Origin of the sequence: Candidatus Koribacter versatilis Ellin345 (assembly GCF_000014005.1) — a bacterium.
GTDB classification, from domain to species: domain Bacteria; phylum Acidobacteriota; class Terriglobia; order Terriglobales; family Acidobacteriaceae; genus Korobacter; species Korobacter versatilis_A.
On the sequence record NC_008009.1, the window covers coordinates 4676775 to 4703690 of the forward strand.

At 57.4% G+C, this 26916-nt stretch carries 25 protein-coding genes, 1 tRNA gene and 1 pseudogene; 16 read left to right on the forward strand and 11 right to left on the reverse strand.

What is annotated here, in order from left to right:
• Nucleotides 1-109: 109 nt before the first annotated feature.
• The gene (locus ACID345_RS20500; protein ID WP_011524753.1) at nucleotides 110-595 is read right to left on the reverse strand and encodes a GNAT family N-acetyltransferase; all 486 of its coding nucleotides are present in this window, start codon (nucleotides 593-595) and stop codon (nucleotides 110-112) included.
• Nucleotides 596-1060: 465 nt separating this feature from the next.
• Nucleotides 1061-1990, reverse strand: coding sequence for a hypothetical protein (locus ACID345_RS20505; protein ID WP_011524754.1), 930 nt, complete (start codon nucleotides 1988-1990; stop codon nucleotides 1061-1063).
• Between the two features lie 386 nt (nucleotides 1991-2376).
• Here ACID345_RS20505 and ACID345_RS26705 point away from each other — a divergent pair, with 386 nt between their 5' ends.
• From ACID345_RS26705 to ACID345_RS20530, 5 genes are all read left to right on the forward strand, one after another.
• Complete coding sequence (locus ACID345_RS26705) at nucleotides 2377-3303, forward strand: hypothetical protein (RefSeq protein WP_011524755.1); 927 nt, start codon at nucleotides 2377-2379, stop codon at nucleotides 3301-3303.
• 15 nt (nucleotides 3304-3318) lie between these two features.
• Nucleotides 3319-5394, forward strand: a complete 2076-nt coding sequence (locus ACID345_RS20515) for an alkyl/aryl-sulfatase (RefSeq protein WP_011524756.1) — start codon at nucleotides 3319-3321, stop codon at nucleotides 5392-5394.
• A 174-nt stretch (nucleotides 5395-5568) separates the two neighbouring features.
• Entirely contained in the window at nucleotides 5569-6321 is a 753-nt protein-coding gene (locus ACID345_RS20520; RefSeq protein ID WP_011524757.1) for a carbonic anhydrase, read from the forward strand.
• An 8-nt stretch (nucleotides 6322-6329) separates the two neighbouring features.
• Nucleotides 6330-7418: a hypothetical protein gene (locus tag ACID345_RS25920; protein ID WP_011524758.1), complete on the forward strand. Its 1089-nt coding sequence runs from the start codon at nucleotides 6330-6332 to the stop codon at nucleotides 7416-7418.
• 137 nt (nucleotides 7419-7555) lie between these two features.
• Nucleotides 7556-8290, forward strand: a complete 735-nt coding sequence (locus tag ACID345_RS20530) for a DUF2490 domain-containing protein (RefSeq protein WP_011524759.1) — start codon at nucleotides 7556-7558, stop codon at nucleotides 8288-8290.
• 254 nt (nucleotides 8291-8544) lie between these two features.
• Here ACID345_RS20530 and ACID345_RS20535 read toward each other — a convergent pair whose 3' ends face one another.
• Entirely contained in the window at nucleotides 8545-9543 is a 999-nt protein-coding gene (locus tag ACID345_RS20535; protein WP_148210201.1) for a hypothetical protein, read from the reverse strand.
• Between the two features lie 985 nt (nucleotides 9544-10528).
• On the opposite strand from ACID345_RS20535, the gene ACID345_RS20540 reads away from it, so the two are divergent.
• Nucleotides 10529-11644, forward strand: a complete 1116-nt coding sequence (locus tag ACID345_RS20540) for a hypothetical protein (RefSeq protein WP_187148879.1) — start codon at nucleotides 10529-10531, stop codon at nucleotides 11642-11644.
• 3 nt (nucleotides 11645-11647) lie between these two features.
• A pseudogene (locus ACID345_RS27570) lies at nucleotides 11648-12520 on the forward strand (recombinase family protein); the annotation flags it as partial.
• A gap of 543 nt (nucleotides 12521-13063) precedes the next feature.
• Here ACID345_RS27570 and ACID345_RS20555 read toward each other — a convergent pair.
• From ACID345_RS20555 to ACID345_RS20565, 3 genes are all read right to left on the reverse strand, one after another.
• Nucleotides 13064-13140 (reverse strand) — tRNA-Pro (locus ACID345_RS20555).
• 47 nt (nucleotides 13141-13187) lie between these two features.
• Nucleotides 13188-13460 (reverse strand): oxidative damage protection protein, encoded by a 273-nt coding sequence (locus tag ACID345_RS20560; protein ID WP_011524763.1) that lies wholly within the window; start codon nucleotides 13458-13460, stop codon nucleotides 13188-13190.
• 14 nt (nucleotides 13461-13474) lie between these two features.
• Complete coding sequence (locus ACID345_RS20565) at nucleotides 13475-15958, reverse strand: ribonuclease R family protein (RefSeq protein ID WP_011524764.1); 2484 nt, start codon at nucleotides 15956-15958, stop codon at nucleotides 13475-13477.
• Between the two features lie 389 nt (nucleotides 15959-16347).
• Here ACID345_RS20565 and ACID345_RS20570 point away from each other — a divergent pair, with 389 nt between their 5' ends.
• Entirely contained in the window at nucleotides 16348-16851 is a 504-nt protein-coding gene (locus ACID345_RS20570) for a bactofilin family protein (RefSeq protein WP_041857012.1), read from the forward strand.
• A gap of 103 nt (nucleotides 16852-16954) precedes the next feature.
• Complete coding sequence (locus tag ACID345_RS27075; protein ID WP_041855944.1) at nucleotides 16955-17161, forward strand: hypothetical protein; 207 nt, start codon at nucleotides 16955-16957, stop codon at nucleotides 17159-17161.
• Nucleotides 17162-17348: 187 nt separating this feature from the next.
• Here the strand turns inward: ACID345_RS27075 and murJ are convergent, their stop codons facing one another.
• Nucleotides 17349-18971, reverse strand: coding sequence for a murein biosynthesis integral membrane protein MurJ (gene murJ, locus ACID345_RS20580; protein ID WP_011524766.1), 1623 nt, complete (start codon nucleotides 18969-18971; stop codon nucleotides 17349-17351).
• Between the two features lie 100 nt (nucleotides 18972-19071).
• Here murJ and ACID345_RS20585 point away from each other — a divergent pair, with 100 nt between their 5' ends.
• Complete coding sequence (locus ACID345_RS20585) at nucleotides 19072-19626, forward strand: inorganic diphosphatase (RefSeq protein WP_011524767.1); 555 nt, start codon at nucleotides 19072-19074, stop codon at nucleotides 19624-19626.
• 58 nt (nucleotides 19627-19684) lie between these two features.
• Nucleotides 19685-20311, forward strand: coding sequence for a GNAT family N-acetyltransferase (locus ACID345_RS20590; RefSeq protein ID WP_187148881.1), 627 nt, complete (start codon nucleotides 19685-19687; stop codon nucleotides 20309-20311).
• Between the two features lie 108 nt (nucleotides 20312-20419).
• Here the strand turns inward: ACID345_RS20590 and ACID345_RS20595 are convergent, their stop codons facing one another.
• The 3 genes from ACID345_RS20595 to soxR all read right to left on the reverse strand — a co-directional run bounded on the left by ACID345_RS20595 (nucleotide 20420) and on the right by soxR (nucleotide 22226).
• Nucleotides 20420-20914: a hypothetical protein gene (locus ACID345_RS20595; protein WP_011524769.1), complete on the reverse strand. Its 495-nt coding sequence runs from the start codon at nucleotides 20912-20914 to the stop codon at nucleotides 20420-20422.
• Nucleotides 20914-21477: a hypothetical protein gene (locus tag ACID345_RS20600; protein ID WP_011524770.1), complete on the reverse strand. Its 564-nt coding sequence runs from the start codon at nucleotides 21475-21477 to the stop codon at nucleotides 20914-20916. The genes ACID345_RS20595 and ACID345_RS20600 overlap by 1 nt, the downstream gene beginning before the upstream one ends.
• Before the next feature lie 299 nt (nucleotides 21478-21776).
• A complete protein-coding gene (gene soxR / locus ACID345_RS20605) occupies nucleotides 21777-22226 on the reverse strand; it encodes a redox-sensitive transcriptional activator SoxR (RefSeq protein ID WP_011524771.1) in 450 nt (149 codons plus the stop codon).
• An 85-nt stretch (nucleotides 22227-22311) separates the two neighbouring features.
• Between soxR and ACID345_RS20610 the strand changes: the two genes are divergently transcribed.
• The 3 genes from ACID345_RS20610 to ACID345_RS20620 are packed head-to-tail and all read left to right on the forward strand — an operon-like array spanning nucleotide 22312 to nucleotide 24751.
• Entirely contained in the window at nucleotides 22312-22848 is a 537-nt protein-coding gene (locus ACID345_RS20610) for an NADPH-dependent FMN reductase (RefSeq protein WP_011524772.1), read from the forward strand.
• Between the two features lie 9 nt (nucleotides 22849-22857).
• Nucleotides 22858-23253 carry an ester cyclase gene (locus ACID345_RS20615; protein WP_011524773.1) on the forward strand — a complete coding sequence of 132 codons (396 nt, stop codon included), beginning with the start codon at nucleotides 22858-22860 and terminating at the stop codon, nucleotides 23251-23253.
• A gap of 46 nt (nucleotides 23254-23299) precedes the next feature.
• Nucleotides 23300-24751: a glycosyltransferase family 39 protein gene (locus ACID345_RS20620; RefSeq protein ID WP_011524774.1), complete on the forward strand. Its 1452-nt coding sequence runs from the start codon at nucleotides 23300-23302 to the stop codon at nucleotides 24749-24751.
• Here ACID345_RS20620 and ACID345_RS20625 read toward each other — a convergent pair.
• A complete protein-coding gene (locus ACID345_RS20625; protein WP_011524775.1) occupies nucleotides 24748-25971 on the reverse strand; it encodes an MFS transporter in 1224 nt (407 codons plus the stop codon). The genes ACID345_RS20620 and ACID345_RS20625 overlap by 4 nt on opposite strands.
• 83 nt (nucleotides 25972-26054) lie before the next feature.
• On the opposite strand from ACID345_RS20625, the gene ACID345_RS20630 reads away from it, so the two are divergent.
• Complete coding sequence (locus ACID345_RS20630) at nucleotides 26055-26435, forward strand: RNA-binding S4 domain-containing protein (protein ID WP_041855945.1); 381 nt, start codon at nucleotides 26055-26057, stop codon at nucleotides 26433-26435.
• Nucleotides 26436-26439: 4 nt separating this feature from the next.
• Nucleotides 26440-26907: a hypothetical protein gene (locus ACID345_RS20635; RefSeq protein WP_011524777.1), complete on the forward strand. Its 468-nt coding sequence runs from the start codon at nucleotides 26440-26442 to the stop codon at nucleotides 26905-26907.
• The last annotated feature ends 9 nt before the right edge of the window (nucleotides 26908-26916 follow it).

A 26916-nucleotide genomic window follows, 5' to 3' on the forward strand; every position in this document is an offset into this window, starting at 1 on the left:
GCTTAAGAAAGCCGGCGACAAGCCGGACGCTGCGTTGGCGAGTTCAACCGAACATGTGAGCGGGGACAAACAATGGTCGGAACGGGCAGACTCGAACTGCCGAACTCACCTAAACAAGATCCCCAAATGCCCGCGCGTGGCGTAGTTCTCCACTTGTCGCGCCGAGCGATGGCGATAGCTGAAGCATCATGAAATGTGGTCCAGCATAGATCGACGTAAAGCCCGCAGCGGCGCCTTTATCAAAACCAAATCGTTGGTAGTAGCTAGGGTCACCGAGAACGAAGATTGCGTCCCAACCCTCGCTGCGGGCGCGCTCCACAACGCACCTGATCAGCGCCGCACCAACACCGTTACGCTGCCTCGAAGGGACCACCGCCACTGGAGCAAGCGCCAATGCGGCGAACGGAGCGCTCATCTTCGACAGCAACACATGACCGACGATCTGACCGTCCTGCTCAGCCACCAGCGAGATGACGCTGTCGCCCTCTTTTCGCAAGGCATCGACAAGCATCGCCTCAGCCGAGTGTCCAAACGCTGACGTGATGACCTGGAAAACGGCGTTCCAATCACGCGGATCTTCGTCGCGAATGTTCATCTTCGAATCATAGCGAATGATAGTGAGGCGGGAGCCCGCTTAAAAATAGTCGCGCATCGCGGCGGGTGGCTCACATCTAACCTACTCTTTCTATTTTCAACAACTCTTCGGGTTCCCGGCTTCTCGCGATTTCCGAGAAGTGGGAAAACGATGATCTCAATCGGAAAAGTTATAGGAGAAACAATGGTCGGCTTTAGCAGACGATTTTAGAACTCTGGTTTTACGCGCAGAAAATTTGAACTCGGCTTCTCAGTAAGATAGGCGCGATTTTGTGAAATGGTCGGCCTTAGCAGACGATTTTAGAACTTTTGGGTTCCCGGGAGCGGGTCTAAGCGGAATTGAATGAGAAGTCGAGAGCGACGCTTTTCCATTCAAAAGTCGCGAGAAGTGGGGCAACCGAACGGTTTTTGAGAATGATAGATATAACAGAAACTTAAAGATGTGGGCCGCCCTGGCCCTCGTTTCTCAAATTCCTCTCGCCTTCATGCGCTGACGATAGTGGCCGTCGTACAGCTCTTTAATCTCGAACACCGGCATCAGAGCGTCCCACATTTCATGGATTCGCTCGTTGATGCGTGCCCCATCGTCATCGAACTTAAAGTGGGCCTGCAACTCCGTAATGATGCACAGCAATAAGCCTGCCGCACGTCCGATGTGCATAAACAAGACGAGCTCAAATCTTTGTTCGATCATCTCCCTATTGTCGTGTGGCGCAGTGTCCGCGACGTAATACATCGCAGTCGGCATGAGCCCTTCGAATGTGCTATGTGACATTGCCGAATATTCACGCCAGTTGCCGTACGCAAAAGTTCTCAGAAAGTCTTGGTGTGCGGTGGTGCGGCCGCCCGGCTTATACGACAGATACTGCCCCAATGTGTGCCACGCCCACTTCTGCGAATTTATTTCGGCTAAGGTGAAACCACTCTCCCGTAGCCCAAGGTCAATCATCGAGCGCCCGCGCGCGATGTACTCATCCCATTTGGGCTGTCCCCCGTATCGCTGCTCTTCGTCGTCGAGAGCCCTGAGAGACTTCTGAAACCCGCTTTTCCGAAAGAGCGCGCCGTTCGCTGCTGGAGCTTGCAATATCGTGGTGATGTTGTACAAGCAGTCGATCATTGTTCGTATCAACGAAAGCGCTAGCACGGAGTACGCGGACCTCCAATAGCAATCACTGTTTCTCCTCTCATCGGCATTGAGATAGAAAAGTAAGTCGTATGTGCGCATTGCTTTCCGCATCAAGACGAACAGGTCGACAGCGACAAAGGTCGGCGCGGGAAGCAACTTGGGGGCTTCTCGGTGCAATTTCTGCGCCAGCACCTCCGCCAGTTGTCCGAGTGGCTTCTGGAAGGTCGAAGCGTCGAGATGAACCAATCCATCTGAGGCAGATGCAGTCATTCGATTCCCCTTTGGGGAGATGGTGTATTACCACTAATCGTGCCACAACGCGAGTACTTGAGATAAGGGGATTTCATTCGGCGTCGGTCCCCACGAGCTCCTTACAGCCTCCAGAGACGGACGTCAACCTGCGCCATTCCAAAGGAGGACGGCATCCTCCTGAGATCGAGCGCTTGGATCGTGGTCGATTGTTCCGACAACTACAGGCTCAAATATGCGCTTTCGACCAAGCGTTCACTGGCAAAAATAACAGTTTCGGCGACTGCCGGACTCCCACTACCGTCAACCGCACCAATCGCTTTGGCTAGACTGCGCAACAGTCATCCGCCGAACTTCTCGACCAATCGAGACGAAGCTGTGGTCAGCGGCCTCCGTGGGGAACACAAGTGGGAATTCGATTGCCAAATTCTTCAGGCGGTAGCGCGGGCGCTCTGTGGTCAAGGGGAGCACGAACCGCGCTCATCCTCAGCATAATCTTTCTGAATGCCGTGCTTTCTTCGGCACAAGAAAGCGAGGAGTGTGTGCCCGCACATTGTGGACTCAACGCCGGAGTCATCGCCGAGGCGGGGTTCGCCAGTCCACAGGCAAGTGCACAGATGCCAGCAAGCACAACGCCGGTTAGCAGTTCTGCTCCTGATTCTAATTGGCATTTTGCGGCAACTCCTTATCTCTGGTTTTCCGGAGTCCATGGGACGTTAGGCGTACGCGGCTTCGACGCAAGTATTCACGCGGGGTTCGGAGATGTTTTCTCCAACCTCGATATTGGGCTGATGGCGGTGTCAGAAGTACGCTATAAGCGACTGTTACTGCCCGTTGACTTGATGTGGATCAAGCTTTCCGACGACAAAGCCCTCCCTATTCAGGTGGTAGCGATCACGGCAAAAGCTAAGGTACAAAACTTCTTCCTTAGCCCCGAAGTGGGATATCGCTTAGTGGAGAGGCAACGCCTGAGCGTCGATGCCTTCACCGGATTTCGTTATTGGCACCTGGGGGCAAGTCTCAGGTTCGAGCCCAGTCTCTTGGGAAGAACGTTCTCCACGAGTCAAAATTGGGCCGACCCTTTGCTAGGCGCGCGGTTCCAGACGCCCTTGGGCCAAAAGCTCCGCTTTACCTTGTTTGGTGATGTTGGAGGGTTCGGCGCAGGCTCACAGTTGGAATGGCAGGTGGTGCCTCTGCTGGGATATCAGGTTCATAAGAAAATCACTTTGCAGACGGGCTATCGGTATCTAAGTCTCGACTACCGCAATGGCGGATTTAAGTATGACGTGCGCATGAGCGGCTTGCTTTTGGGAACAACCATCCAGCTCAAGTAATAAGAGGAGGTCAGAATGCAAAATCCCAGACTCTCACCTTTGGCGATTCTTGTAGTCGTAGCCGCAGCCCTGGGAAGCGTAAGAGTGATAGATGCGCAGGAAACACGGCATTTCAATCCCAAGGGAAAGCCGCCTTCGCAGTACACGGTCCAAGCACAACAGGAGCAGAGAAGAGTTCTCCCTCTCGCCGATAGGCAAGATTTTGACGAAGCGAAACGTGGCTTTATTGCAGCGCCCTCCTACCGCAAGATCATGAATGACAAGGGCGATGTGGCCTGGAACATGGATAACTGGAGCTTTCTTCTCAGCGGAACGGATTACGACACCATCCATCCTTCGCTGCAGCGCCAAGCGACGCTCAACATGGAGTACGGCCTTTTCGAGGTAGTCCCGGGCATTTACCAGGTACGCGGATTCGACCTTGCAAACATCTCCTTCATCAAAGGCAAGACCGGATGGATCGTGATCGATCCGCTGACCGTGAAAGAAACCTCGAGGGCTGCTCTCAAGTTCGTAAACGAAAAGCTTGGAGCAAGGCCCGTTGTAGCCGTCATCATCTCGCACTCTCACGGTGATCATTTTGGCGGTGTACGCGGTGTTGTCGATCCGGACGCGCTCGCGGCTGGCAAGGTGCAGATCATCGCACCCAAGGGCTTCATGTACGAGTCGATCTCGGAGAACCTCTTCGGCGGCAATGCAATGACGCGCCGCAAGTCCTACACCTACGCTGACCTCGTGCCAGCTAGCCCCTACGGTCATGTCGATCAGGCGATTGGAAAGGGCGTTGCCAGCGGCGATGTCGGCATTCTTCCGCCCACGAAGCTAATCGAGCAGCCGATCGAGGAGATGACGATCGACGGCGTCAGGATGCAGTTTCAGAACACACCTGGCACCGAGGCGCCCGCCGAGATGAACACGTGGTTCCCCGACTTCAAAGCCTTCTGGGCAGCCGAGAACATCGTCGCCGGTCAGCACAACATCCTCACACTGCGTGGCGCGCAGGTGAGAGATGCGCTGGCATGGTCGAAATTCATCAACGAAGCTCTGTACCGTTTCGGCGACCAGGCCGAGGTGATGTTCGCCTCGCATAGCTGGCCGCGCTGGGGCAAAGACAGGATTCAGGAAGTAATGCGAGGCCAGCGGGACATGTATGCAAATCTGAATAACCAGGTTATGCATCTCGCTAACACGGGCGTGACGATCAATCAGATCCACAACGTCTATCAACCGCCCAAGAGCTTGCAGCAGCTGTGGTACACGCACGCTTATCACGGGTCCTACGAGCACAACAGCCGCGCGGTCATCCAGCGTTATTTTGGCTATTGGGATTTGAACCCAGCAACTCTAGTGCCGCTCTCGCCCGAAGACTCCGCGCCCCTCTATGTAGAGATGATGGGAGGTGCGGACAAAATTATTGCCAAAGGTCGCGAGCTGTACGATGCGGGCAAATACCGTTACGCAATGGAAATCCTAAATAAGCTGGTTTACGCGCAACCCGATAACCAGACGGCCAAAGACCTTCTAGCCGATAACTACGAACAGCTCGGCTATCAAAGCGAGAGCGTCGCCCTGCGCAACGGTTACCTGTCGGGAGCCAAAGAGCTGCGAGATGGAATCATTGCCGTCAAGACCGCAAAAGCGGGCAGCCCTGATTTCGTGCGTGGCACCAGTACCGAACTTTTCCTGAACTATCTTGGAATCCAGATGGACAGCCGTAAGGCTGAGGGAATGAAGTTCAAGATTAACCTTGAGACACCGGACAACGGCGAGAAATTCGTGGTCGAAATGAGCAATGCAACGCTGACCACCATCGCCGGTTACCAGGCAAAGGATGCCGATCTGACCCTCACTATTGACCGACGTGAACTGGAAGACGTGATGATCGGGAACGCCAAGTTGACCGACAAGGTCGCCGCCGGGAAGGCAAAAATGGTGGGCAACCCCCAGGTTCTTGCGCAGCTAGCTTCAACCATGGTGCAGTTCGATAACTGGTTCGAGGTTCTGCCTGGCACAAAGCGCAAAGGCTCTGAGGCCCCGAAGCAAGAACTGTTCTTGGATGACGCTCGGTTTGAGCCGTTACCAGAGGAATAATTTGCCCAAATCGAGAGGTTTGCCTGACTGCAGCGCGGAACGTGTGCCCCGTACACATCAAAGCCCGCTCACAGGAGAGTCGCTCGAAGATTCCCGGGCTCCGTTGATAAGTTTTCCGAACTCCATTCGCACTTGCAAGCTATCCGTCAGAGTTTATCGAAGGAGGATAGATCTATGAATTTCAATTCGCCCAAAACCTTCTTGAGTGATTCCAATTTTCTCCGCCGTCACTTTCTGGCAGGTGCGTTTGCCGCAGCTGCGGTCGCTCCAGTCGCGCTGTGGCCCTTCCAGCTCGGAACCCCCGAAAGCGGTTCCCTGACCAAAGAAGAGCGTGATCGCATGACACCTGCACAGATCATCTCGGAGTTAAAGAAGGGCAATGAGCGGTTTCGAACAGGGAATCCGGCTCCCCACAATTACCTAGCCCAAAAAAGATCGAGTGCCGCTGGCCAGTACCCCGCAGCCATGATTCTGGGATGTATTGACTCGCGGGCACCGGCCGAAATCATTTTTGATACGGGCATCGGGGACACCTTCAACGGACGTGTGGCGGGCAACGTGGTCAATGACGACCTCCTCGGCAGCATGGAGTTCGCTTGTGCAGTGGCAGGCGCGAAAGTGATTCTTGTACTTGGACACACCGCCTGTGGCGCGGTCAAGGGAGCTATCGACGATGTTGAAATGGGCAACCTGACCGGGCTGCTCGCCCGAATCAAACCAGCCATCACGGCGACGAAGTTTGATGTCGATAAAACGAGCAAGAATCCAGCCTACGTTGACGCCCTAGCGAAGACGAATGTGGTTCTCGCGCTGGAGACCATCCAGCGGCGAAGCCCGATTCTGGAAGATTTGGTGAAAAAAGGAAGCATTCAAGTGGTTGGAGCAATGTATGACGTCGCCACTGGCGTGGCGCAGTTCATCAGTTAGGAGAGAATATGAAAAACTTGAAAGGGTTGTTTGCAGTACTCTGCGCGTTCTATGTATTGACATTCGCGGTCCCGTTCGGTATTTCGCAAGAGAAAGCCGCCTCTGCCACTGTTCAGGTTCACGTTGTGATTACGGACGCAGCCCTTCGGGAAGACGCTGAACTCCCACCTCTGCAAAAACAAGATATAAAAGTTAAACAAGGCAAGAGTTTCCTGCCTGTTTCGCAAGTGATTCCTGCTCAGGGTGAGAACGCCGCGCTCCAGCTGATGATTTTGATTGACGATACTCTGAACCCCTCGGTTGGTAACAATCTCCAGGACCTTAAGGATTTCATTAGCGCTCAACCGTCCTCCACAGTTATTGGTGTCGCTTACATGTCAAACGCCACTATCAATGTTGCTCAGAACTTTACTCCTGACCACGATCTCGCTCTTAAAGCGGTGCGCTTACCCCGAGGAGCTTTCTCGACGATGGATAGCCCATACCTGTCGCTGATTAGCCTTCTTAAGGGCTGGCAACAGGAGAAGGTACGGCGCGAGGTTTTGATGGTCACGGATGGGATCGACCGGCTCCGGGGAGAAACTCCTCAACCCTCTCGCGTCGGACCGACTTCTCAGAGTGGACCGAACTCTCAGAGTAGACCGAAGTCAAGTACTGCGACCAACTCTCCTGCTGGATTAAATTCTCGCCTTGGACCAGATTTCGGGACCGTGTATCACAGCATGCCGGCTATCAGTGTTGACGCCACCTCTGCCAGCGAAATGAGCCAGCGCTTCAATGTTGTCGTTTATTCGATTTATGCGGCTGGCGTGGGCCGAGCTGGCCGAAGCGGATGGGATTTGCAGCTCGGACTTTCGGGTCTCACAAAAATTGCGGACGAAACTGGAGGGGAATGTTATTCCCTGGGCACCTCGCCCCTGGTCAGCTTCAAGCCGCACTTGGAACGTCTGCAAAAGTTGCTCTCAAATCAGTACTACGTCTTGTTCGACGCGGTTCCACGAAAGAAAGCAGGTTTCCAACGAGTCAATATTCAGACTGAGCTGCCAAATTCCGAAATCCTGGCTCCGGACAATGTATGGGTTCGCGCCGCCGAGTGAACGCGGTCGGGCACGAAGGGATGATTGATCCCCGCGCGAAAACGAGTTCTCGTTCAAGTAGAGGATCTACGCTCGCGAGAGTGGTAGTTCGAAGCATGCATTCAAGTCCGAAATATTGTTTTGAAAAAAGGTTCAGAATGTCCCAAAGACGAGCGCTCGGATATGTCCTATTGACATTTGCAATCCTGTACGTCTTGTTCCCTCCCTACATCCGAGCGCAGCAACAAAAACCAGAGGACCCGGAAGATGAAAAGAACATCGGACTCTGGCTGGACCAGGCGATGTCGGTCCCCTTTTCAGCGAGCAACTCTGTGGAGGTCGAATTCCATCAGAGGTTCGACGAAGGCGGATCGCGATTCTTCGAGCACTTGGTTCAGACCGGCGTTGCTTTTCGTCCGCGGCCTTGGCTGACCGTCACACCGAGCTATCGTTATCAGCGCTTCCCCGGCAATCCCGCGATTGAGTACGAAAACCGCCTGCTGCTCAATCTAGCTTTGAGCACATCGCGAGGTCCGTGGCGCTATAACCTGCGCACGCTCGTCGAAGGCCGATTTCCAGACAATCGTCCTGCTTCCGCGCGCCTCCGCTTTCGCCCAGGAATCGACTACAGTGTGCCTCTTCGGACAACGTGGCGTCCGACAGTCGTGGTAAGTAACGAGTTTTTAGTCGTTCCGTGGTTTAACCCTTTTGCCAATGGCGGTACCAGCTTCACGCAGAACCGTTTCCAGGTCGGAGTTCGGTTGCCAATCTCAGCCACACTTTCTATCCGGCCGTATTACATGCTGCAGTCGGTGAACCTCCCTCCAGGCTGGGACACCAACACAATCGTCGGTATCTCGGTGCTCTTCAAAGCTCCAAATAAATTCAGGTGATGAGCTGGCGTAGAAGGTAAATCGGATGGCGTCGGCGAGCCGCTAACTCATGCGGAGCGTTCAAAGGCCGCGACTCGGTGCGTGGAAGCTCCGAGGGTGAGCGGGCGTGATCTGAAAGAGGTTAACTGCATTCTTGAGCTCTGTCAGCGTCCATGCAAGGTGCGGCGCAAAGTGATGTTCCCTGTTCAAATAACCTGACTTTCACTTAAACGGATGCCTGACGGCTGGGTATCACCGACCATTTCAGCCCTCACCTACGATCCTCCGCTCGTGCGGGAAAGCTTCTGCTCCTCTGCTCGGATTCTGTCGGCGGCACTCCGCACTTTTCTCCCGAGTTCAAATTTCTCGAAGATTCTGAAAGGCAATGCTCGTGCAGGGAGGCGGGAAATGACGGTCTTTTTGACTGCACTCGTCAGATAAAACCAATCCTCACTAAGAACTCGTTTTGCATCCCTCAATTTGGCTCGCTCTCCCTGAATTCCGGATTTGAGCAAGCGCAGCGTTTCCCTTCTTGATCGAGGTGCGGATTCCAGCGCAGCTGAAACCACGACAAACATCTCGTAAGTCATAGACGGACGAGATTGGAATTGTGCGCAGCGCTCTGCCGATGTGCGCCAGCTGACCTCCGGCAGTCCAGCCATCGCATTGGCAAACTTTTCCGGTTCGCGTGAATATCTCCCTTCCGAACGGATGAATTCCAAGAGCTCCGACTGTGAGAGATAGGCCTCGCTCTTTTCCAATTCATCGCTCAAATGCTTCAACGAAATTCCGTGTGCATCCCAGGCAGCCTTAGCCGATTCATTTTGCTGCTCTCTCTTTGCCAGGGCCTCCCTCATATCCGCTTGATCTTCCTTAGTCACGGATTCTTGGAGCGCGATTCTCACCGTGTGCAGGCTCTCTTCGGCAGATATTGCTTCCCGATAGAGTTTTGGCCCAGCGCGTTTCATGGAGTCAATCTCTTTCCGGAGTTGGGCAATCCTCGATTTGTTGCACTTGGCGGTAAGCTCATTTCGAAACCGGTCGAGTTCGTGGCAATTCAAGCCTTGCGTCTTGCTCAGCGCCTTGCGGATTGCAGCAAGTGTGTTTGCAGTTTGGAGCTCCCATCCGATTTGCGCCCAGCATTCCTCAAGTGGCCAGAGCAGCGCATTCCGCCTGTGCTTTAGGGTTTCATCGCTGATATCAAAGGGATGCCCCCGCCCTCGTTTCTTTTCCGCCCCCATCGCCTGCATGAGAGACTCGCCGAATGTGTTCAACGCTTCGACTCCGCGCAAATCGTGAATCGCAAGTAGTCACCACCAGTTAATTCGTGACACTCAGCCTACTATCTCCGGCTAAATGCCAAAATCGGCATTTTTTGGGTTGCGACAAATTTTCCCGTTTCGCCTAGTGTCGAATTGTGCAGCGACAAGCACAACACGTGGGCGAGCGGGATGACGTCCGAATTCGAAATTCCGGGCAGACGGCGTCGCGAGCCGTTCCGGGGCTCAGAGTAGGGCAAACACTCCCACTGACAGCTGGCCGAAAACCAGAGGCTCGCCCTCCCATTTCTGCCGGATGCTGCGGTGAATCCGGGGCAGTTGCTTTTAAGCCCCGCGCAGCGGGGCTCTCTGAGCCTAAAAACGCGCAGGGGTTTGGGGACGGAGTCCCCATGAGCGTCGAGCGCCGAGCGCTCGACCTCTCCGAAGAAGACGTATCGAAGCTCATCGAGGTTTTCCAACTGCTAGACCGCTGGGATCGGGAGGGCTCGCATGGAACGACCACCATGTAGCCGTTGCACCCGCCCAGCCACTGTTTCACTCTCCGCTCTTTGGTCCACTCTCGGCATTCGACCACGTCGCCAGAAGCTCAGCCGCTCGATTTCCCTCTGTACCGCGTGTGCTCACGCTCTGCTCGACTTCCTAGCTGCCTCACCCCTTCACAGCCTTCACCAGTCGCTCTCAGCCGCGTATACAAGCGTCCAGAACCATTTAGGGGAATCATGCCATCCCGAAAACAACACCACGACGACTCTCTCAACCGAGGACCACCACGGCAGCAACCACGCAGCCGCGAGTTGCAGGCCCTGTCTAACAGCCTGCAACTCACGTCAAATTGACGAGGATGACGGGGTTTCACCGGCCCCGAGGAGCGGGGCCGGTGCTTGATAAGGTCGAGATTCGGGTCAAAGGTTACGTCCCGTTTCAGCCTGAGCTGAACCATTGGATTCGACAAATCCCATATGCAGGGTTTGAGGGGGCTGTGCGCCGATCTAGGCACTACAGCGGAACCATAGACGCACGCCAATCACTCGAAATCGATGCCATCGTGCATGTGCATTTCCGATGGAACCAAGAAAGCGACCACAAGGTGGAAATTCTCGAATCAGGTCGCAAGACGATTTCGGAGATTCGCGAGATCGTTTCGACGCTGTTCGAGGTGGACCCCGACGAGTGCGGTCTCATGCGCATTGATTTCGCCGCCGACATGCCGGGCCTTCCGATTCATCATGCGCAATCCAGCTTGCGAGTGAAATTCAAGCGTTCGTCGGACGAGCGCGGGGAACGTGATTACGAGGAAGTGGGCGGAAAGCTACTGGAATACTTCCGATATGGCAAGTCACCGAACTGCATCCGGGTTTACGACAAGGAACGCGAATGTCAGACCCGATATCCGGAGTTCCTTAAACGCGCAAGTCGCGATGCGGAGCCGCCGACGTTCGAGGATTGTTTCGGGTTTAAAGAGCACGCAATCCTGACGCGAATCGAACGCCAGGTCGGTGGCGGCAGGCTGCCGAAGGAACTCCGCATCTTTGCCGACCTGCAGAACGCTGCCGAATTCGATCCTTTCGCTTCAATCGAAGTAGTCCCGAACGTCTTTCCAATCCCTGATGTGAAGACCTATGGCGAGTCGGAAATGGTGAAGATTATTGGCATTCATTCGCTCGTTGATCGTTTCGGCTTACAGAATGCTCGGGGCATGTTGAACCTCAACGGTAACGCCGCTCGTCTCATGGAACCGTATTTCGAATTTACCCGCGACGTGAGCGGTTCCAAATTCACTCGGGACGATATCGTTCGCGCGTATCGGGAATCCACACTCAGACAAACGACGAGTTCTCTGATTCTGAGCTTGACAGATGCTAACCCCTTAGCACAATCGAGGACCATGATCGACATGCCGGACGAATTGCGAGAGTACTTCCGCCAGCAGGGCAAAATCGGGGCCAAGAAACGAACGAAAATGCTCACCGCTGAGCAGCGAAAGGAAATTGCGCGGAATGCCGCTAACGCGAGGTGGGCATCAAGGAACCGAAAGCGGGAGAACGCGAAGGCAAGTTTAAAGAAAAGCCCTAAAAAATCGGGGCGGGAGGTTTAAGGAATGGACGCCGTTATTTACGCAAGAGTTTCGAGTCGCGAACAGCAGCAAGAGGGGTTTTCGATTCAGTCCCAACAACGAAGCTGCCGCGCCTACGCTACTAAGAACGGATTTAGGATCACACGCGAATTTATCGACGTCGAAAGCGCAAAGCAATCGGGCCGGAAGCACTTCGGCGAGATGGTCGATTTCCTTAAAAGAACTAAGAACCCGGTTTGCCTATTGGTAGAGAAGATGGACCGTCTCTGTCGCAACTTCGACGACCTGGGCCTGCTTGAAAAACTCGGCACGGAGATTCACTTCGTAAAAACCGGCACCGTGCATTCGAAAAACGCGAAAGCGCAAACGAAATTCATGCACGGCATCGAGGTCGTTTCCGCGAAGTTTTATTCCGATAACTTGCGCGAAGAAGTCATTAAGGGAATGCGCGAAAAAGCCGAGCAGGGCATTTATCCGGGACGTGCCCCGTTCGGTTATCGGAACAATCAAATACTTAGAACCATCGAAGTGCATTCCGAAAATTCCGAAATCGTGAAATTCGCGTTCGAGCAATACGCGACCGGCGGATTTTCTTTAATCACTTTAAGGAACGCGATTCGAGAACGATTCGGAAAAACCGTCAACCGGAGTTACCTGCACACCATCCTGACGAATCCGGTTTACACCGGAGTTTTCGAGTGGGCCGGAAGGACCTACACCGGCAGTCATCCAACACTGATTTCATCGAATTTATTCGAGAGCGTACAAGCGGTGATTCGTGGTTTTAACAAAGGCAAATATCGCAAGGTCGATATCGCGTTTCGTGGGATGCTCACTTGCGCTCACGACGACTGCACCGTGACGGCAGAGCTCAAGAAAAACAAATACGTCTACTACCGGTGCAGTGGCGGTCGGGGCAAGTGCGACCTTCCGCGTTTCCGGGAACAGGAGATTTCCGACAAACTCGGGACTCTGCTCAAAGACATTTACGTCCCCGACGACGTTGTCGCGAAGATCACCGCAGCGCTCGAGCAGGACGAACAGAACTCCAAAGCCGAGATCGAACGCCAGCGCCAGCGACTGGCAACGCAGAAAACACTCATTCACGAACGCATGGACAAAGCGTATGCCGACAAACTCGACGGCAAGATTCCGGAAGAGTTCTGGCAGCGCAAGATGGCCGATTGGCAGACGGAAGAACGTCGAATCATCGACGCGGAGGCCGGGTTAACGACACCAGCAGCCGAGCGCACCCTGAATGCGAAAAGGATTTTAGAACTCGCGAATAAGGCGCATTTTCTATACGTTACGAGGAAACCGCACGAACAAGCCGAATTGCTCAAAAAGGTACTTTTGAACTGCTCGATAGACGGCGTAAGTCTTTATCCAACTTACAGAAAGCCCTTCGATGTGATCTTTGAAAGGGCGAAAAGTAATGAATGGTCGGGACGGGCAGATTTGAACTGCCGACCCCTCGCACCCCAAGCGAGTGCTCTACCAGGCTGAGCCACGTCCCGACGCGTTCTCTTCTCAGGCGAGAAGAAGGGGTAACTCCGATTTTACACTAGTGCGACGGCGGTACGAACTCCTTCGGCGCCTCTGAGCCCTCACCGAAGAAATAGGCTTCCATCTGCTGTACCAGGAACTCCTGGTGCTCCTTCTTCCACGGCTGCAGACGATACTCGTTCAAGAGCATCTTCTGGTGCTCCGTCCACCCCCGCCATGCTTCCGCCGATACGTTGTTGTAAATCTTCTGGCCGAGTTCGCTGTCGAACGGAGGCTCTTCCAAACCCTCCGCCTCGCGGCCAAGCTTCACGCACTTCACCATATGTGCCATAAGAAAATTGTAAATCAGCGCGACTTCTTGTGCTTTCCCTCCGCCCGGTGCGGCTCGTCTTCCACCACCGCAAACTGCAACTTCCGCTGCATGCGATCAATGCGGTCGAGGATCACGCGCACCTTGTCGCCGAGCGAGTACGTCTTCCGGCTGCGCTCCCCAATGAGTTGCTTGGTGTTCTCGTGATAGTTGAAATGGTCGCCCTGTAGCGTAAGCAGCGGCACCAGACCCTCGACGAACAAATCCGTCAGTTCCACGAAGAGCCCGTACTTGGTCACGCTCACGATCAGGCCGGTGAACTCCTCGCCGACACGGTCCTGCATGAACTTGATCTTCTTCCACTCCAGCAGCTCGCGCTCGGCGTCGTCGGCGCGACGCTCGGCATCGCTGCTCTCTTCCGCAATCTGCCGTAACTGTTCTTCGGGAATCGGCCCCGTGAGCGGCGGACGATCTTCGTGTTGCTGCTTGCCCTTGCGCTCGTGCCCGTCGCGCTTGCTCCACGGCGAGTGTCCGTCGACTTCGTTCACCGCACCGCCAACCCCGACGGGCACACCGTGATCGTTCTTCTCGGCTTGCTCCTTCAACACTTGTTTCAGGATGCGGTGCACGATCAAGTCCGGATACCGTCGGATGGGCGACGTGAAGTGCGTATAGCTCGTAGCCGCCAGCGCGAAGTGGCCTTCGTTCTTCTCCGAGTAGCGCGCTTGGCGCAGCGACCGCAGCATCAGGTAGCTCAGGATGCGCTCTTCCGGCTTGCCTTCGAGCTTCTGCGTCAGCTTCTGGTACATCCGCGGCGTAATGTGCACATCCTTCGGTATCTCGATTGGCTCCGAGCGCCTGCCGGTTCCATGCCGCGCGCGCTTATCGGCCTTCAGGTGTACGCGTTCAATCGGTAGCGAACCCACGCCCAGCGAATATCCGAAGCTCGCCGCCAGCGTCTCAAACTCGTACACGCGCTTCGGGTCCGGCTTCTCGTGGATGCGATACAGCGAAGCAATCTTCCGCGCCTCGAGATACGTCGCGACGCTCTCGTTCGCTGCCAGCATGAACTCTTCGATGAGCCGATGCGCCTCGTTGCGCTCCGAACGGGTCACGCCCTTCATGAGCCCGTTCTCGTCGAACTCGATCACCGGCTCCGGCAAATCGAAATCGATCGACCCGCGCTTTTGTCGTTTCTTGTTCAGGATCGACGCCAGGTCGCGCATCAACTCGAAGTTCTTCACTAGCGGCGCATAACGCGTGCGCAACTCCGTATCACCTTGCAGCACGCCGTGCACGGCGGTGTACGTCATACGTTCAGCCGAGCGGATCACGCCTTCGTTCAACTCGTAGCCCACGATCTCGCCCTGGTGGTCGATCTCCATCACGCACGAGAGCACCAGTCGCTCCACCTGCGGCCGCAGCGAGCAGATGTCGGTCGAGAGCTCCAGCGGCAGCATCGGCACCGCGCGGTCCGGAAAGTACACCGACGTCCCGCGCAGCCGCGCCTCAAGGTCAATGTCTGACTCATCGGTCACGTAGTGCGCCACGTCCGCAATGTGCACCTGCAGTTCGAAGTTCCCGTTCGGCAGGTGGCTCACCAGCACCGCATCGTCGAAGTCGCGCGCGGTCTCGCCGTCGATGGTCACGATCGGCAGCTCACGATAATCCCGCCGATGCTTGATTTCCTTCGCCGGAATCTCCGGGCTGAAGCTGCGCGCCTCGCTCAGCACCGCTGCCGGAAACTGGTGCGGCAGGTGGTGCTTACGGATCATGATCTCGGTATCCACACCGAAATCGTCCTCGTACCCGAGGATCTCCACCACCCGCCCGCGCGGGCTCTGCGTCGGCGACGGCCACTCCGTGATCTCCACGTTCACTACGAGGTTGTCGAGGTCCGTCCACTCCCGCCGCTTCGCCTCCGTGCCAATCACGCGATCTTGCTCCGAGCGCTTCTTGCGCTTCTCACCTTCCTCGCGCTCCACGTCCGGAGGCCACTCCATGCCCTTCGGAATCACGATGTCCTGGGTGATCTTCTCGTCGATCGGCCGCACGAAATTGACCTTGTCGTAGTGGAACGTGCCGACCACGCTGGTGTGTGCCCGGTTCAGCGTGCGGAGAATACGCCCCTCGGCGCGACCGTCCTTCTTCGTCGCCACGATCTCGGCCAGCACCTCATCGCCATGCATTGCCGAGCCAATCGCGTGCGGCGGAATGTAGATGTCGCCCTCGATCGCGCTCTTCACCTCGGCCGCGCCCGGCATCACGAACCCATACCCATCGCGATGCATGCTGAGTTTTCCGGCAATCAGGTTCTGCGCCCGCGTTGTCTTCACCATGGCATAGCGCCCGGCGGCGGCCGTTACGAGTTTTCCGCGCTTCACCAGTGATTCCAGCCGACGCCCCAGTTGGTCGCGGTCTGGCCCGCGCAGCCGCATTTCACGCACCAATTGCTTGAAATTCGCAGACTGGTGCGCCTGCCGTTCTATGTGGTCCAGGATCTGTTGGTCAGTGAGCATTGATTCCAATTTGATGCGGGCTATCTACACAGGGCGCTGTCGCGCATTCGGCTGCTTTGTATCAAGGCGTGGCTTCAGCCACGCCGTAAGCTTTCGCAAAAACTCCGGGGCTTTAGCCCCTGCGCCTGATCCTACGGCGTTCGGCCTAGTTCGCATGTTAAGTCTTCGCAGTCTCCCACGCTAGGGCGATAAGCTGATATAAGAAATGCCAACACTGTTGGAATATTTACGCAAGACAGTGGCGAGTATCCCGGCGCGGCGTTAGACTGAGCCCACGGAACCCCGCGTAAATCCAGCTATTCTGCTTGTTTTTGCGTGTGGATTTCCTTTGGACTATAACGTGCGGGTAATTACTCGCTCATCCCCCGAAAGGAAATTGTTGTCCCATGATGTGGAAGCCCAACGCCACCCCCGGTAGCACTGCAACTCCCGAGCCCATCCGGCCCACGCCGACGCCTGCCCCGAGCGCCGGCCCGGTCATCGAACCCACGCCCGCTCCCGCCCCGCGTAACGCCGCGGTGAACACCGCCGAGCAGGCCACCATCGGCAAGTCGCTCGTCATCAAGGGCGAGGTCACCGGCTCCGAATCTCTCTACATTGACGGCCGCGTCGAAGGCTCCATCAACCTTCCCGGTAACCGCGTTACGGTTGGCCGCAACGGCATCGTTTCCGCCAACATTAATGCCCGCGAAGTCGTCGTCCTCGGCAAGGTGAAGGGGAACCTCACCACCAGCGATCGCGTCGACATTCGCAACGAAGGCTCGTTGACCGGTGACGTCGTCGCCCAGCGCATCAGCATTGAAGACGGCGCGTTCTTTAAGGGCGGCATCGACATCCGCAAGCCCGGCCAGAAAGACGCTGATAAGGAAACCGCCACCGCGAAGACCGCGTAAGCGTTTCGTCGAAAACGAATCAAGGGCGAAGGCCGCAACCTTCGCCCCGTCCCAAACCATCCGGTGTGCGCCCGCCGAATGGATCAACTCCCCGAGGTGCACGATGTTCCAAAAGCTGTTGCAGGCCCTGTCTTTCGGATGCCATCACCGCCGCATGTCCAAACCCTTTGCGGCCGCCCGCACCCAACACTCATCTGCCGGTGACTGGGATTCCCTCGAACCGCAACAAGGCGGCAGCCACTACGTCGTTTGCCTCGAATGCGGCAAGAAGTTCGGCTACGACTGGTCGCAGATGAAACTCATTCGCTAGAGCTTTGTATCGCGACGGTTTTGTATCAGGGCACTGCCGTTGACACCGCGCTTTGTATCGCTAGGGCTTTGTATCAGGCCAGCGCCGTTGACACCGCGCTTCGTATCGCTAGGGTTTTGTATCAGGGCAGCGCTTCAGCGCTGCCGATTCGCCGCCGATAAAAAGTCTGGGCTTTAGCCCTGCACCGCTAAACGCCCGCGCTCGTGTCTTCCGCAATCTCCGTCGAAGGCTCTGCCGTTGCCTTCTTCCGCCGCATAGCGCCCGGCAACTCCGATCGCATCACCTTCAGCCCGATCCACGCCACCACCGCCCACACCATCGTCCGCACCGCGAACGCCGCCAGGTTTTGTGCCTTCGACGTGCTCACCGGAAGCATGTACGACGCGTAATACGCCGCGGCGCCCGCCGCTACCGCCGTCAGGAACGCCTTCCCGATCTCTTTCCACTGCAGGTCGCGCACCCGCACCAATCCGCCACGATCCAACAGGATCACCATCGCCAGCGTATTCAGCAGAATCCCGGCATCCGATGCGATCGCCAAGCCCACCACACCATGGGTACGGTAGAGCACGCTGTAGATGGGGATCGACGCGATCGTCAGGAGCGTGCTTGCAACCATGGGCGTAAGCGTGTTGCCCGCCGCGTAGAATGCCCGCGAATACAGCGCCTGCGCCGACCATAGCGCCAGCGACAATGCAAACCAGAAGAAATACACCGCGGTCTCACGCGAATCCTGGAAGTGGAACCGCCCGCGCCGGTACACGAGATCAATAATCGGCAGCGCTGCGGCCATCATCCATGCGCTCATCAGCAGAGACGCCGCCACCAGCTTATACACCGACTCATTCACCAGCCGCGCAAATTCCTCACGCTTACCTTCGCCGAACAACCGCGCAAAGAACGGCAAGGATGCCTGCCCCGTTGCCTGCCCCAGCACCGCAATCGGCACCGCGAACAACCGTTTCGCGTAGTTCAGTCGCGTGATGTCACCCGCCCCGTGGCTGGCGAAGAAGCGGAGGATCCAGTCGTCCGCCGTGACCAGCGAAACGCCCAGCATGAGCGGGATAGAAAGCTTGATCCACTCGCGAAAGCCCTGGTCGCGAAAATCAAAATTCAGCCGGAAGCCGATATCGGTCTTCGCCGCTCCCAATGCGTTCACCAGGAATGGCCCAGCGAATGCCCCGACGAGCGCGCCAATTGCCAGAGACGAGATTCCATATCGCCGCGCGCCCACCACGCCGCCGACGATGATGAAGACGTTGTAGAGGAGCGGCCCGAGCGCCGGCAACAGGAACAACCGCTTCGACAGCAGCACCGCCGAAACCACTCCGCCCACATAGAAGAAAATCTGCGCCGGCAGCAGGATTCGCGTCAGTTGCGCGCAGAGCAGTACCTGGTCTTCGGTGAACCCGCGAAAGTACCAGCGCGTGAAGGCCGTGGTGTAGAACTCCGCGAAGACAATCATGATCACGAGGATGGTCGTGATGATCGTGATGATCGCCGAAAACGTCTTCTTCGCGTCCTGCTGCTTATCTTGCGAAAGATAGCGCGTGTAGATCGAGATGAACGTGATCGATGCAGTGCCACCGGCAAGGATGTAGTTCAGCCAGTCCGGCAAGGTGAACGCCGCCACGTATGCGTCGGTCTGGGTGCCCGCGCCAAACGCCCACGCGATGTACGCCTCGCGCACGTAGCCGATCACACGCGAGAGCATCACCGCCACCATCAGCAGGAGCGTGGCCGAGAACGCAGAATGCTGATGGGAAGGACGCAATGCGCGCGCCGCGCGGCTGAAGAAACCTGATGCCATTCAAGCCGATTCTACATGGCATTTACCGCGCATCGAATGCAGGTGCCGCGCTGGTAAAATCAAGGCAAGGCCCTAATCTTCAAGAAAGCTCACATACTCAATGATTCATCCCTGGCACGACATCAGCCCCGGCGAACACATCCCGCAGGAATGCAACGCCGTCATCGAAATTCCCTTCGGCTCGAGCGTGAAGTACGAGCTCGACAAGCAGAGCGGCATGATCAAGCTCGACCGCATGCTCTACTCCGCGGCCTACTATCCCGCGAACTACGGCTTCATCCCGCAAACGCTCGCCGAAGACGACGACCCGCTCGACATCCTCGTCTTTTGCCAGGAACCCGTGGTGCCGCTCACCATCATCCAGGCCCGCACCATCGGCCTCATGACGATGATTGACAGCGGCAAGGCCGACCAGAAGATCATCGCCGTGGCCAGCAAGGATCCGGAGTTCAACTCATACAACGAAGCTGACGAGATGCCACCGCACCGCCTGCAAATGCTTCGCCGCTTCTTCCAGGATTACAAAGTCCTCGAAGGCAAAGAAGTCGAGGTCGACGAGATCCAGCACGCCTCCGCAGCGTACCCGATCATCGAAGACGCGCTGGCCCGCTACAGCAAGCAGCGCCGCAAAGGCTTCTCGAAAAACAGTTTGTAAGTGGGTGCCCCACCCTTCCCCGAAGGGGAGGGTGGGAGTGCATGACCGTCAAATTTCCATGACTCTCACAAATCTGACTCTCACTGGCCAACACGTCCGCCTCGAACCGCTAACGCTCGCCCATGCCGACGCCCTAGCCGCTGCGTCAGCCGGTGATCCGGAACTCTATCTTTGGAGCCCGGTTCCTCGGACGCCGTCCGATGCAGAGAAGTACATCGAGACCGCCCTCGCCATGCGCGACGCCGCTACGGGAGTGCCCTTCGCGGTCGTGCGTCTCGCCGATAGAATGGTTATCGGCTCCACGCGCTTCTTCAATATCGAGCGCTGGCCCTGGCCCGCCGGCCACGCCGAGCATAACCGCCCCACGCCCGATGCCGTCGAGATCGGCTACACCTGGTATTCACCCACGGCGATCCGTACCGCAGTCAACACCGAGTGCAAGCTCCTGCTGCTAACACACGCGTTTGAGGGGTGGAAGGTACATCGCGTCTGTCTGCACACCGACATTCGCAATCAGCGTTCGCGCTCAGCGATGGAACGCCTCGGCTGCAAGTTCGAGGGAATCCTGCGCGCCCATCGCATGGCCGCTGACCTTATCCCGCGCGATTCAGCCCGTTATTCCATCACCGCGTCGGAATGGCCCGAAGTAAAAACGCGCTTAACCGAGCGTCTCACGCGAAGTTAAGCGCTCTTGTCATCCTGAGCGGAGAATCCGCATAACAAATGCGGATTCTCAGTCGAAGAACCCCTTTTCGACACCGCTCAGCGTTCGGTGACCGAATCTCGACACCGCTCAGATCTTCAGCAGCCGGTCAAAGAACGACCGATAGCGTTGCAACGCGACCCGCAAGTCTTCGGTGGAAACGTTGTCGCCGCGGTCCCACTGCTTCTCGAGTCCGGCGCGCTCATTCGCGAAGCCTTCCGCCAGTTTCTTCATCAACTGCGCCACCAGGCCGTCGGCGTCTTCCACGGCTCGCCGCGGTTCATCCACGAAGCCGGTCTGGATGTTGTTCCACCGGTTCCGGAAGTCGCCGACTTCGTTGTCCGAGAACAGCGGCGAGATCGCCGTGCTCGCCATGCCGCGGTTCAGGGTCGCGACCTTGCGATCTTCGGCGTCGAACGACTCATCGCGCGCGATGTTTTCCTCATTGCGGATGGTCTCGTTCTGCAGCGGATACGCTTCGTCGTTCCGAACCAACTGCGGCCGGCGGTCGCTCTCCGGAGTCGTGTTGGTGCCGGCGAGATCTGCTGTCGTGAGTTCCTGGTCTTTGCGCTTAAGTTCCGCCATTATGCAACCTCTCTTGTCCTGGTTTCACCGGGCCTATGCCCGTCCAAAAGGTCTTCAAAGAGCGACCGGTAATGAATCATTGCCTGCCGCAGGTCTTCTGTACTGGCTTGGCCCGCACGATGCCGAAGTGCAATGGCGTGCGCTGCGCGGTAGTTTTCGACCACTCTCGGGTGATCGACAGAGAGGTCTGCAGCGCGTTGGTCGAAATCCGTCATCGGGTAGCCGCGCGTGCCCATCAGCAGGCCTACGCTTTCGTCCGCGTCGTTCACGGCCCCGCGAGGATCGTCTACGAAGCGTGCCTGGACCTTGCGCCAGTGCTCCGCGTACTGTTCCCGCTCGGTTTCGCTGAGATCTCGGATGTTGAACTTCGAAACCCGCCGTTCGCGCTCCGCAAGCACGCTCTGCGCCGCCCGCTCTGAACCGCGTTCCTTGACCGCGCGTTCGTATTCCGGTCCAAAGCGCTGCCGCAACGCCAATTTGCGACGTTGACTGAAAATGACCATCGCAACCACCGCGATCACGACAATAACGGCCACAATCGCTATAAGGATCTTGGGATCCATAGAACCTCCAACTGGGGGTGCAGTCGGTTAGAGGTCATCGCGCGCACGGCTGTTGTCCTCCTCAGGTTGTGGAAGACGGTTTGCGCATAGTTGCCTGAGCGAAGAAGGCCCCTGTCAGCTCCGCAATCTTTCTTTGCGTAACGCCGCAGAGACACCTGCCCGCCGGCAACTTTATTCAGTTGTCAAAGAACTCTTGGTTTTCTTGGGACTAACCCACGGTCGCAGAGTACAACGGCCTTGTCGAGAAAATCTGTGACCGGCGACACGTCACCGCGTGTCGGTCGTCACACGACATTGTGCTAAGGCTCCGGATCAAGAAACCGCGGCCCCGGCCCCTGCTCTGCCACTCGATCGCCAGGATTACGCAACGGACAAGTCGCCAGCGACAGGCATCCGCAACCGATGCAGCCATCGAGTTGATTCCGCAACCGCGTCAGCCGTTCAATCCGGTCGTCGAGTTCGCCACGCCACATCGCCGCCATCTTCGACCATTCTTCCTTCGTCGCCGCCCGGCCCTGCGGCAGAGTGCTCAGGGCTTCGCGAATCTGCGCCAGCGGGATCCCGGTCTTCTGCGCGACCTTGATGATTGCGATCCGTCGCAGCACCTCGCGGCCAAACCGGCGCTGGTTCCCAGCCGTCCGCCAGCTCCGGATCAGCCCCTCAGTCTCGTAAAAGTGGACCGCTGAAACCGCCACTCCGCTTCGTTTCGCGACCTCGCCCACCGTCAGTTCCGCTGCAATTTCAGGCATTTACAAAAATCCTCTTGACCTCAAGTTTACTTGAGGTTTTAAGCTCCTGCTTGTGAATCTTCGAACCGAGGAGTTTCAGCGACTTATGACCGACACCGTTCGGGTAGCACTTATCTACGGCAGCACGCGTACTGGCAGGCTTTGCGATAAGGTCGCCGGCTGGGCTGCCAAACAGATCGCGCGCACCGGCAACTTCGCCATCGAAACCATTGATCCCGCCGCGACACCGATGAACGAAATCCGCGAGGGCCTTGCCGCATCGGATGCGATCGTCGTGGTGACTCCGGAGTACAACCACGGTTATCCCGCCCCGCTGAAGCAACTGATCGATTCCTTCAACACCGAGTGGCACGCCAAGCCAGTAGCGTTCGTCTCGTATGGCGGAATGTCGGGCGGCATTCGCGCGGTGGAGCAACTGCGGCAGGTTTTCGTCGAGTTGCACGCCATGACGGTCCGCGATGGCGTCACTTTCCCCAATGCATGGCAGCAGTTCGAAACCGAAACTCCGCAAGACAGCGCGCGCGCCGAACGCTCCATGGCGGTGATGCTCGAGCGCCTGCACTGGTGGGCGATTGCGTTGCGGATCGCGCGCACGGCCACACCCTACACGATCGCAGCATAGGAGACGACGATGACGAATAAGGAGCTAGTGCAGCAGCTCTTCCACGACGGGTTCAACGCAAAGAATCCTGCCGCCATCCAGCAGGTCGTCGCCGACGACTTTGTTGGAGGTCGCGGCGAGAACGGTCCCGCCGAATATGCCAAGACCCTGGAGCAGTTGTGGCGTGGATTTCCCGACGCCCAGTTCGCGATCGAAGACATCCTCGCCGAAGAAGACCGCGTGGCCGTCCGTTTCCGCATGCAAGGCACCCACCAAGGCCTGTTCGCCGGCCGCGAGCCTAGCGGCAATCGTGTGGAGGTGACCTCCACCGCGATCTACCGCATTGCCGACGGCAAGATCAATCGCGTGTGGCTGCAATCCGACCGGCTCGCCATGATGCAGCAGATCGGCGCGTTACCGAAATAGAAACCACCGTCGAGACGAGCGGCTGTGGTGAAATGGAAGCCAACGCATGGCTTCCGCCCCACAGCCCAGCAGCGCTGCGACCGGACGACGCTTCAGTCCATTTGCATGGGCGATCTTCGCGCTGGGGCTGGTGTTGCGCCTGCTCTACCTCGGCCACAAGAGCCTGTGGCTCGACGAAGCCGCCACCTACACCCTCTGCCGGCTTCCCTTCCGCGAATTCGCGCACGCTTGGTGGACACACGAAGCCAACATGACCGTGTACTACGGTTTCATGCGGCTGTGGGTGCACCTCGGCAGCAGCGAGTTCATGTTGCGACTGCCTTCGGCGCTGTGTGGCGCAGCAGCCGTCCCGGTGCTCTACGAGATCGCGCGGCGACTGTTCGATCGCAACGTCGCGTGGATGGCGGCGCTTCTGCTCGCGGTGAATCCGTCATTTATCGAACTGTCGCAGGACGCGCGCAGCTATCCCATGACTCTGTTGCTGGTACTCGCGAGTGCTTGGTTCTATATCGACGCACTCGAGACCGATAGCATCCGCTCGTGGACAGGGTACGTTTCGTTCGCCAGCATTGCGGTCTACGCGCACTTTTTCGCGGCGCTCATCATCGCCGCCTTCTTCTTTGCCTTTCTGGCGAAGGCGCGCGCCGAGCGTCGCTGGCTTCGCGGCATGCTGGCATATGTGGCGCTCGGACTGCTCTGCTTGCCGGCGGCGGCGTTCGTGGTCTTCCGCAGCCAGACGCTGGATCTTTACTGGCTCGACACGCCCAGCGCGAAGATGCTGTGGAACTTTGCGAAGTTCCTGTTCGGCAGCGGCGCGAAGGTCGTGATTGCGCTTCTGCTCTTGGTTCTAGGTGCGTGGTTCGTCTGGAGCCACCGCGAATGGCGCTGGCGCGCGTTCTTCCTCTCGCTCTGGTTGCTGCTCCCTGTCGCGATTACCGCACTCGGATCCATGCATCACAGCATCTTCGCGTTCAAATACCTGCTGATCTGCCTGCCCGCTGGATTGCTTCTCTGTACAGTCGGCGCGGCGCGACTGCCGTGGCGCTGGGGATGCATCGTGGTCGCGGTGCTGACCGCCGCATCGATCTTTACCGACGTGCAGTTCTATCGCAAGCCGCGCGAGGACTGGCGCGCACTCAACCAATTTGTCGTCACCCGATATCAGCCAGGCGATGCCGTCACTTTCTATCCGTGGTACACGCGCACAGCCTTCGACTATTACCACGAGCGCACCGGCCCCGCTGGTCTCGCTTTCGGCGTGCCGATGGTTCCCCCAGATGATCTCGCGGGAACCGCGGAAGATCGCGCACATCCCGAGCGCGTAGTGGAAGGGCTCACGAATCCGCGGATATGGGTCGTGATCTATCACCCCGACCGTCCGGTGCCGCACGAAAACGAGCGCGTCCAAACGCTGGTCTCGGCGGTTCCGGCCGGATACGCGCAGGTGGAGAAGAAAGACTTCCCGAACCTTGAATTGCGGCTTTTCGAAAAGCGCTAGAGCGCGGCGACCCGGCGCTGGAACAGCAGGTAGTAAATCGCAATCAGCACCAGCAATCCCCCGCTCGCACCGACGACGATTGGCGCAGTGTAGATCGGAACCAGTTGGCCGGTGACGAGGTTGCCCATCGGCATGCCGCCACGGAAGGCGCAGTTATAGACGCTCATCACGCGCCCGCGCATTTCGTTTGTCGTAATCAATTGCACCAGCGAGGTCACGGTGGCGAAGACGGCCATCATGGAAGCACCCACGATGATCACCGAGAAATAACTGAACGGCAGAGCGCGAGAGAGCGCAAAGGCGGAAATCGCCGCGCCGAGGCAGGTCATGGTGACCAGCGCCACGCGCCCTTTGTTGTGGATGTTGCCGCGGCTCGCGATGATCAGCGAGCCAATGATCGAGCCAATGCCCATGGCTGACAGCAGCCAACCGTACGTCTCGGCGCCGCGGTGGAAGATGTCTTTCACGAAGACTGGGAAGTAGGTGCGCATGGGCGCGGTGAGGGCGGTCATGCAGAACGCGAGCACAATCAGCGCAACCATCGCTTCGCGCTGCCGAACAAAACTGATGCCCTGCTTCAGGCTGGTGAGCACGCTCTCTTTGGTGCGCTGCGGCTGGAACCGCGCCGAGATGATCAGGAGAGAGAGCACCGGCGCCAGGAACGACACCGCATTCAGGCCGAAGCACCACTTCTCTCCGAGCTTGGCGAGCGTGATGCCTGCCAGCGCTGGGCCAACCGTCACCGCCATGTTGAACTGGATGGAGTTCAGCGCAATCGCGTTCGGCATGTCTTCGCGGTCCACCAGCGTCGGGATCAGCGCGGAATAAGCCGGTCCGCCGAAAGCCTGCGCCACGCCGGAGACGAAGGACAAGGTGATGATCATCCACACATCGTGTGCAGTTTTCAGGTAGTTCGTCGCGACTAAGACGGTGAGGGTGATGGCGCTCGCCATCTGGATGAACTGCGAGATCAGCAGAACTTTGCGGCGTTCGACGCGATCGGCCACCACGCCGCCGATCAGGGTGAGGACGAAGATCGGAATGCCGCCCATGAACTGGTCCAACGCAAGCAGGAAGGCGGAATGACTCAGCCGGTAAATGAGCCAGCCCTGCGCGACGATCTGCATCCACGTGCCAATACTGGAGGTGCACGCCCCAAACCACATGAGGCGGAAGTCGCGATAGGAGAATGCCTTGAAGACCTTGCGAAGGGTGAGCATGAATGGGCGCGAACTGTAGGGTAACGAACAAACGACGCTTTGGGCAATTCGCCCGTTAACCGGATTTGCGGCAGAATGGAGGGATGAACGGCGTGCGTATGGACAAATGGCTGTGGGCGGCGCGGTTTTACAAGACGCGAGGCCTTGCCGCAAAAGCTTGCGAGTTGGGACGAGTGCTGTCAAAAGGCCAGACCGTGAAGGCCGCCCGCGAGGTCAAAGTCGGCGATCGACTGAACATCACCACCGAGGGCGGCGTCTACGACGTGGACGTTCTTGAGTTGAGCGAAGTACGCGGGCCGGCGCCGGAAGCACACAAACTTTTTTGCGAAACCGACGAGAGCAAAGCCGCTCGCGCGAGGGAAGCCGAGATACGGCGGATGAACCGCGAGTTCACGCCGGCACCGGTGGGAAGGCCGTCGAAGAAAGACCGGCGGAGGATTATTCAGTTCAGAGGTGGAAGATAGAGGTATGGCGAACGCGGTTGACAAGATGGTCCGAACCGTCATCACGTTCGCCAGCTCGCGCTTCAACACCACCGATCCGAAGCCGTACTTCATCAACGAGTGCTGCTTCGGAGATGACATCGCAAATTGGCTGATCGGAGAGCTTCGAAATCGCGGAGTGCAAGTCGACGAAACACCGGGACAGGAGGACTTCGGCTGGTATATCAACTTCAAAGTTGCCGACACGGGTCACTCTTTCGTTATAGGTAATCGCCCGGATGAGCCGATGCCGACGTGGATCGGGTGGGTCGAGAGAACGCCCGGTCCATTGGCCACGCTTTTTGGCGGGCGTCATCGAGGTATAACGGCAGAGGCCGTCACCCTCATTCACAGAATTCTTGCAAGCGACCCAAGCGTTTGCGATTTGCGCTGGCACTTGAAGAGCGACTTCGACGCCGGACAAGAAGACGGCGGGGCGACCCAACCAACGTAGAACAGCAGT

Bases quoted from the DNA above. Each gene is read 5' to 3' on its own strand.
- ACID345_RS20500 (WP_011524753.1), bottom strand. From the start codon at position 595: ATGAACATTCGCGACGAAGATCCGCGTGATTGGAACGCCGTTTTCCAG.
- ACID345_RS20505 (WP_011524754.1), bottom strand. From the start codon at position 1,990: ATGACTGCATCTGCCTCAGATGGATTGGTTCATCTCGACGCTTCGACC.
- ACID345_RS20515 (WP_011524756.1), top strand. From the start codon at position 3,319: ATGCAAAATCCCAGACTCTCACCTTTGGCGATTCTTGTAGTCGTAGCC.
- ACID345_RS20520 (WP_011524757.1), top strand. From the start codon at position 5,569: ATGAATTTCAATTCGCCCAAAACCTTCTTGAGTGATTCCAATTTTCTC.
- ACID345_RS25920 (WP_011524758.1), top strand. From the start codon at position 6,330: ATGAAAAACTTGAAAGGGTTGTTTGCAGTACTCTGCGCGTTCTATGTA.
- ACID345_RS20530 (WP_011524759.1), top strand. From the start codon at position 7,556: ATGTCCCAAAGACGAGCGCTCGGATATGTCCTATTGACATTTGCAATC.
- ACID345_RS20560 (WP_011524763.1), bottom strand. From the start codon at position 13,460: ATGGCACATATGGTGAAGTGCGTGAAGCTTGGCCGCGAGGCGGAGGGT.
- ACID345_RS20565 (WP_011524764.1), bottom strand. From the start codon at position 15,958: ATGCTCACTGACCAACAGATCCTGGACCACATAGAACGGCAGGCGCAC.
- ACID345_RS20570 (WP_041857012.1), top strand. From the start codon at position 16,348: ATGTGGAAGCCCAACGCCACCCCCGGTAGCACTGCAACTCCCGAGCCC.
- ACID345_RS27075 (WP_041855944.1), top strand. From the start codon at position 16,955: ATGTTCCAAAAGCTGTTGCAGGCCCTGTCTTTCGGATGCCATCACCGC.
- murJ (WP_011524766.1), bottom strand. From the start codon at position 18,971: ATGGCATCAGGTTTCTTCAGCCGCGCGGCGCGCGCATTGCGTCCTTCC.
- ACID345_RS20585 (WP_011524767.1), top strand. From the start codon at position 19,072: ATGATTCATCCCTGGCACGACATCAGCCCCGGCGAACACATCCCGCAG.
- ACID345_RS20590 (WP_187148881.1), top strand. From the start codon at position 19,685: ATGACTCTCACAAATCTGACTCTCACTGGCCAACACGTCCGCCTCGAA.
- ACID345_RS20595 (WP_011524769.1), bottom strand. From the start codon at position 20,914: ATGGCGGAACTTAAGCGCAAAGACCAGGAACTCACGACAGCAGATCTC.
- ACID345_RS20600 (WP_011524770.1), bottom strand. From the start codon at position 21,477: ATGGATCCCAAGATCCTTATAGCGATTGTGGCCGTTATTGTCGTGATC.
- soxR (WP_011524771.1), bottom strand. From the start codon at position 22,226: ATGCCTGAAATTGCAGCGGAACTGACGGTGGGCGAGGTCGCGAAACGA.
- ACID345_RS20610 (WP_011524772.1), top strand. From the start codon at position 22,312: ATGACCGACACCGTTCGGGTAGCACTTATCTACGGCAGCACGCGTACT.
- ACID345_RS20615 (WP_011524773.1), top strand. From the start codon at position 22,858: ATGACGAATAAGGAGCTAGTGCAGCAGCTCTTCCACGACGGGTTCAAC.
- ACID345_RS20620 (WP_011524774.1), top strand. From the start codon at position 23,300: ATGGCTTCCGCCCCACAGCCCAGCAGCGCTGCGACCGGACGACGCTTC.
- ACID345_RS20625 (WP_011524775.1), bottom strand. From the start codon at position 25,971: ATGCTCACCCTTCGCAAGGTCTTCAAGGCATTCTCCTATCGCGACTTC.
- ACID345_RS20630 (WP_041855945.1), top strand. From the start codon at position 26,055: ATGAACGGCGTGCGTATGGACAAATGGCTGTGGGCGGCGCGGTTTTAC.
- ACID345_RS20635 (WP_011524777.1), top strand. From the start codon at position 26,440: ATGGCGAACGCGGTTGACAAGATGGTCCGAACCGTCATCACGTTCGCC.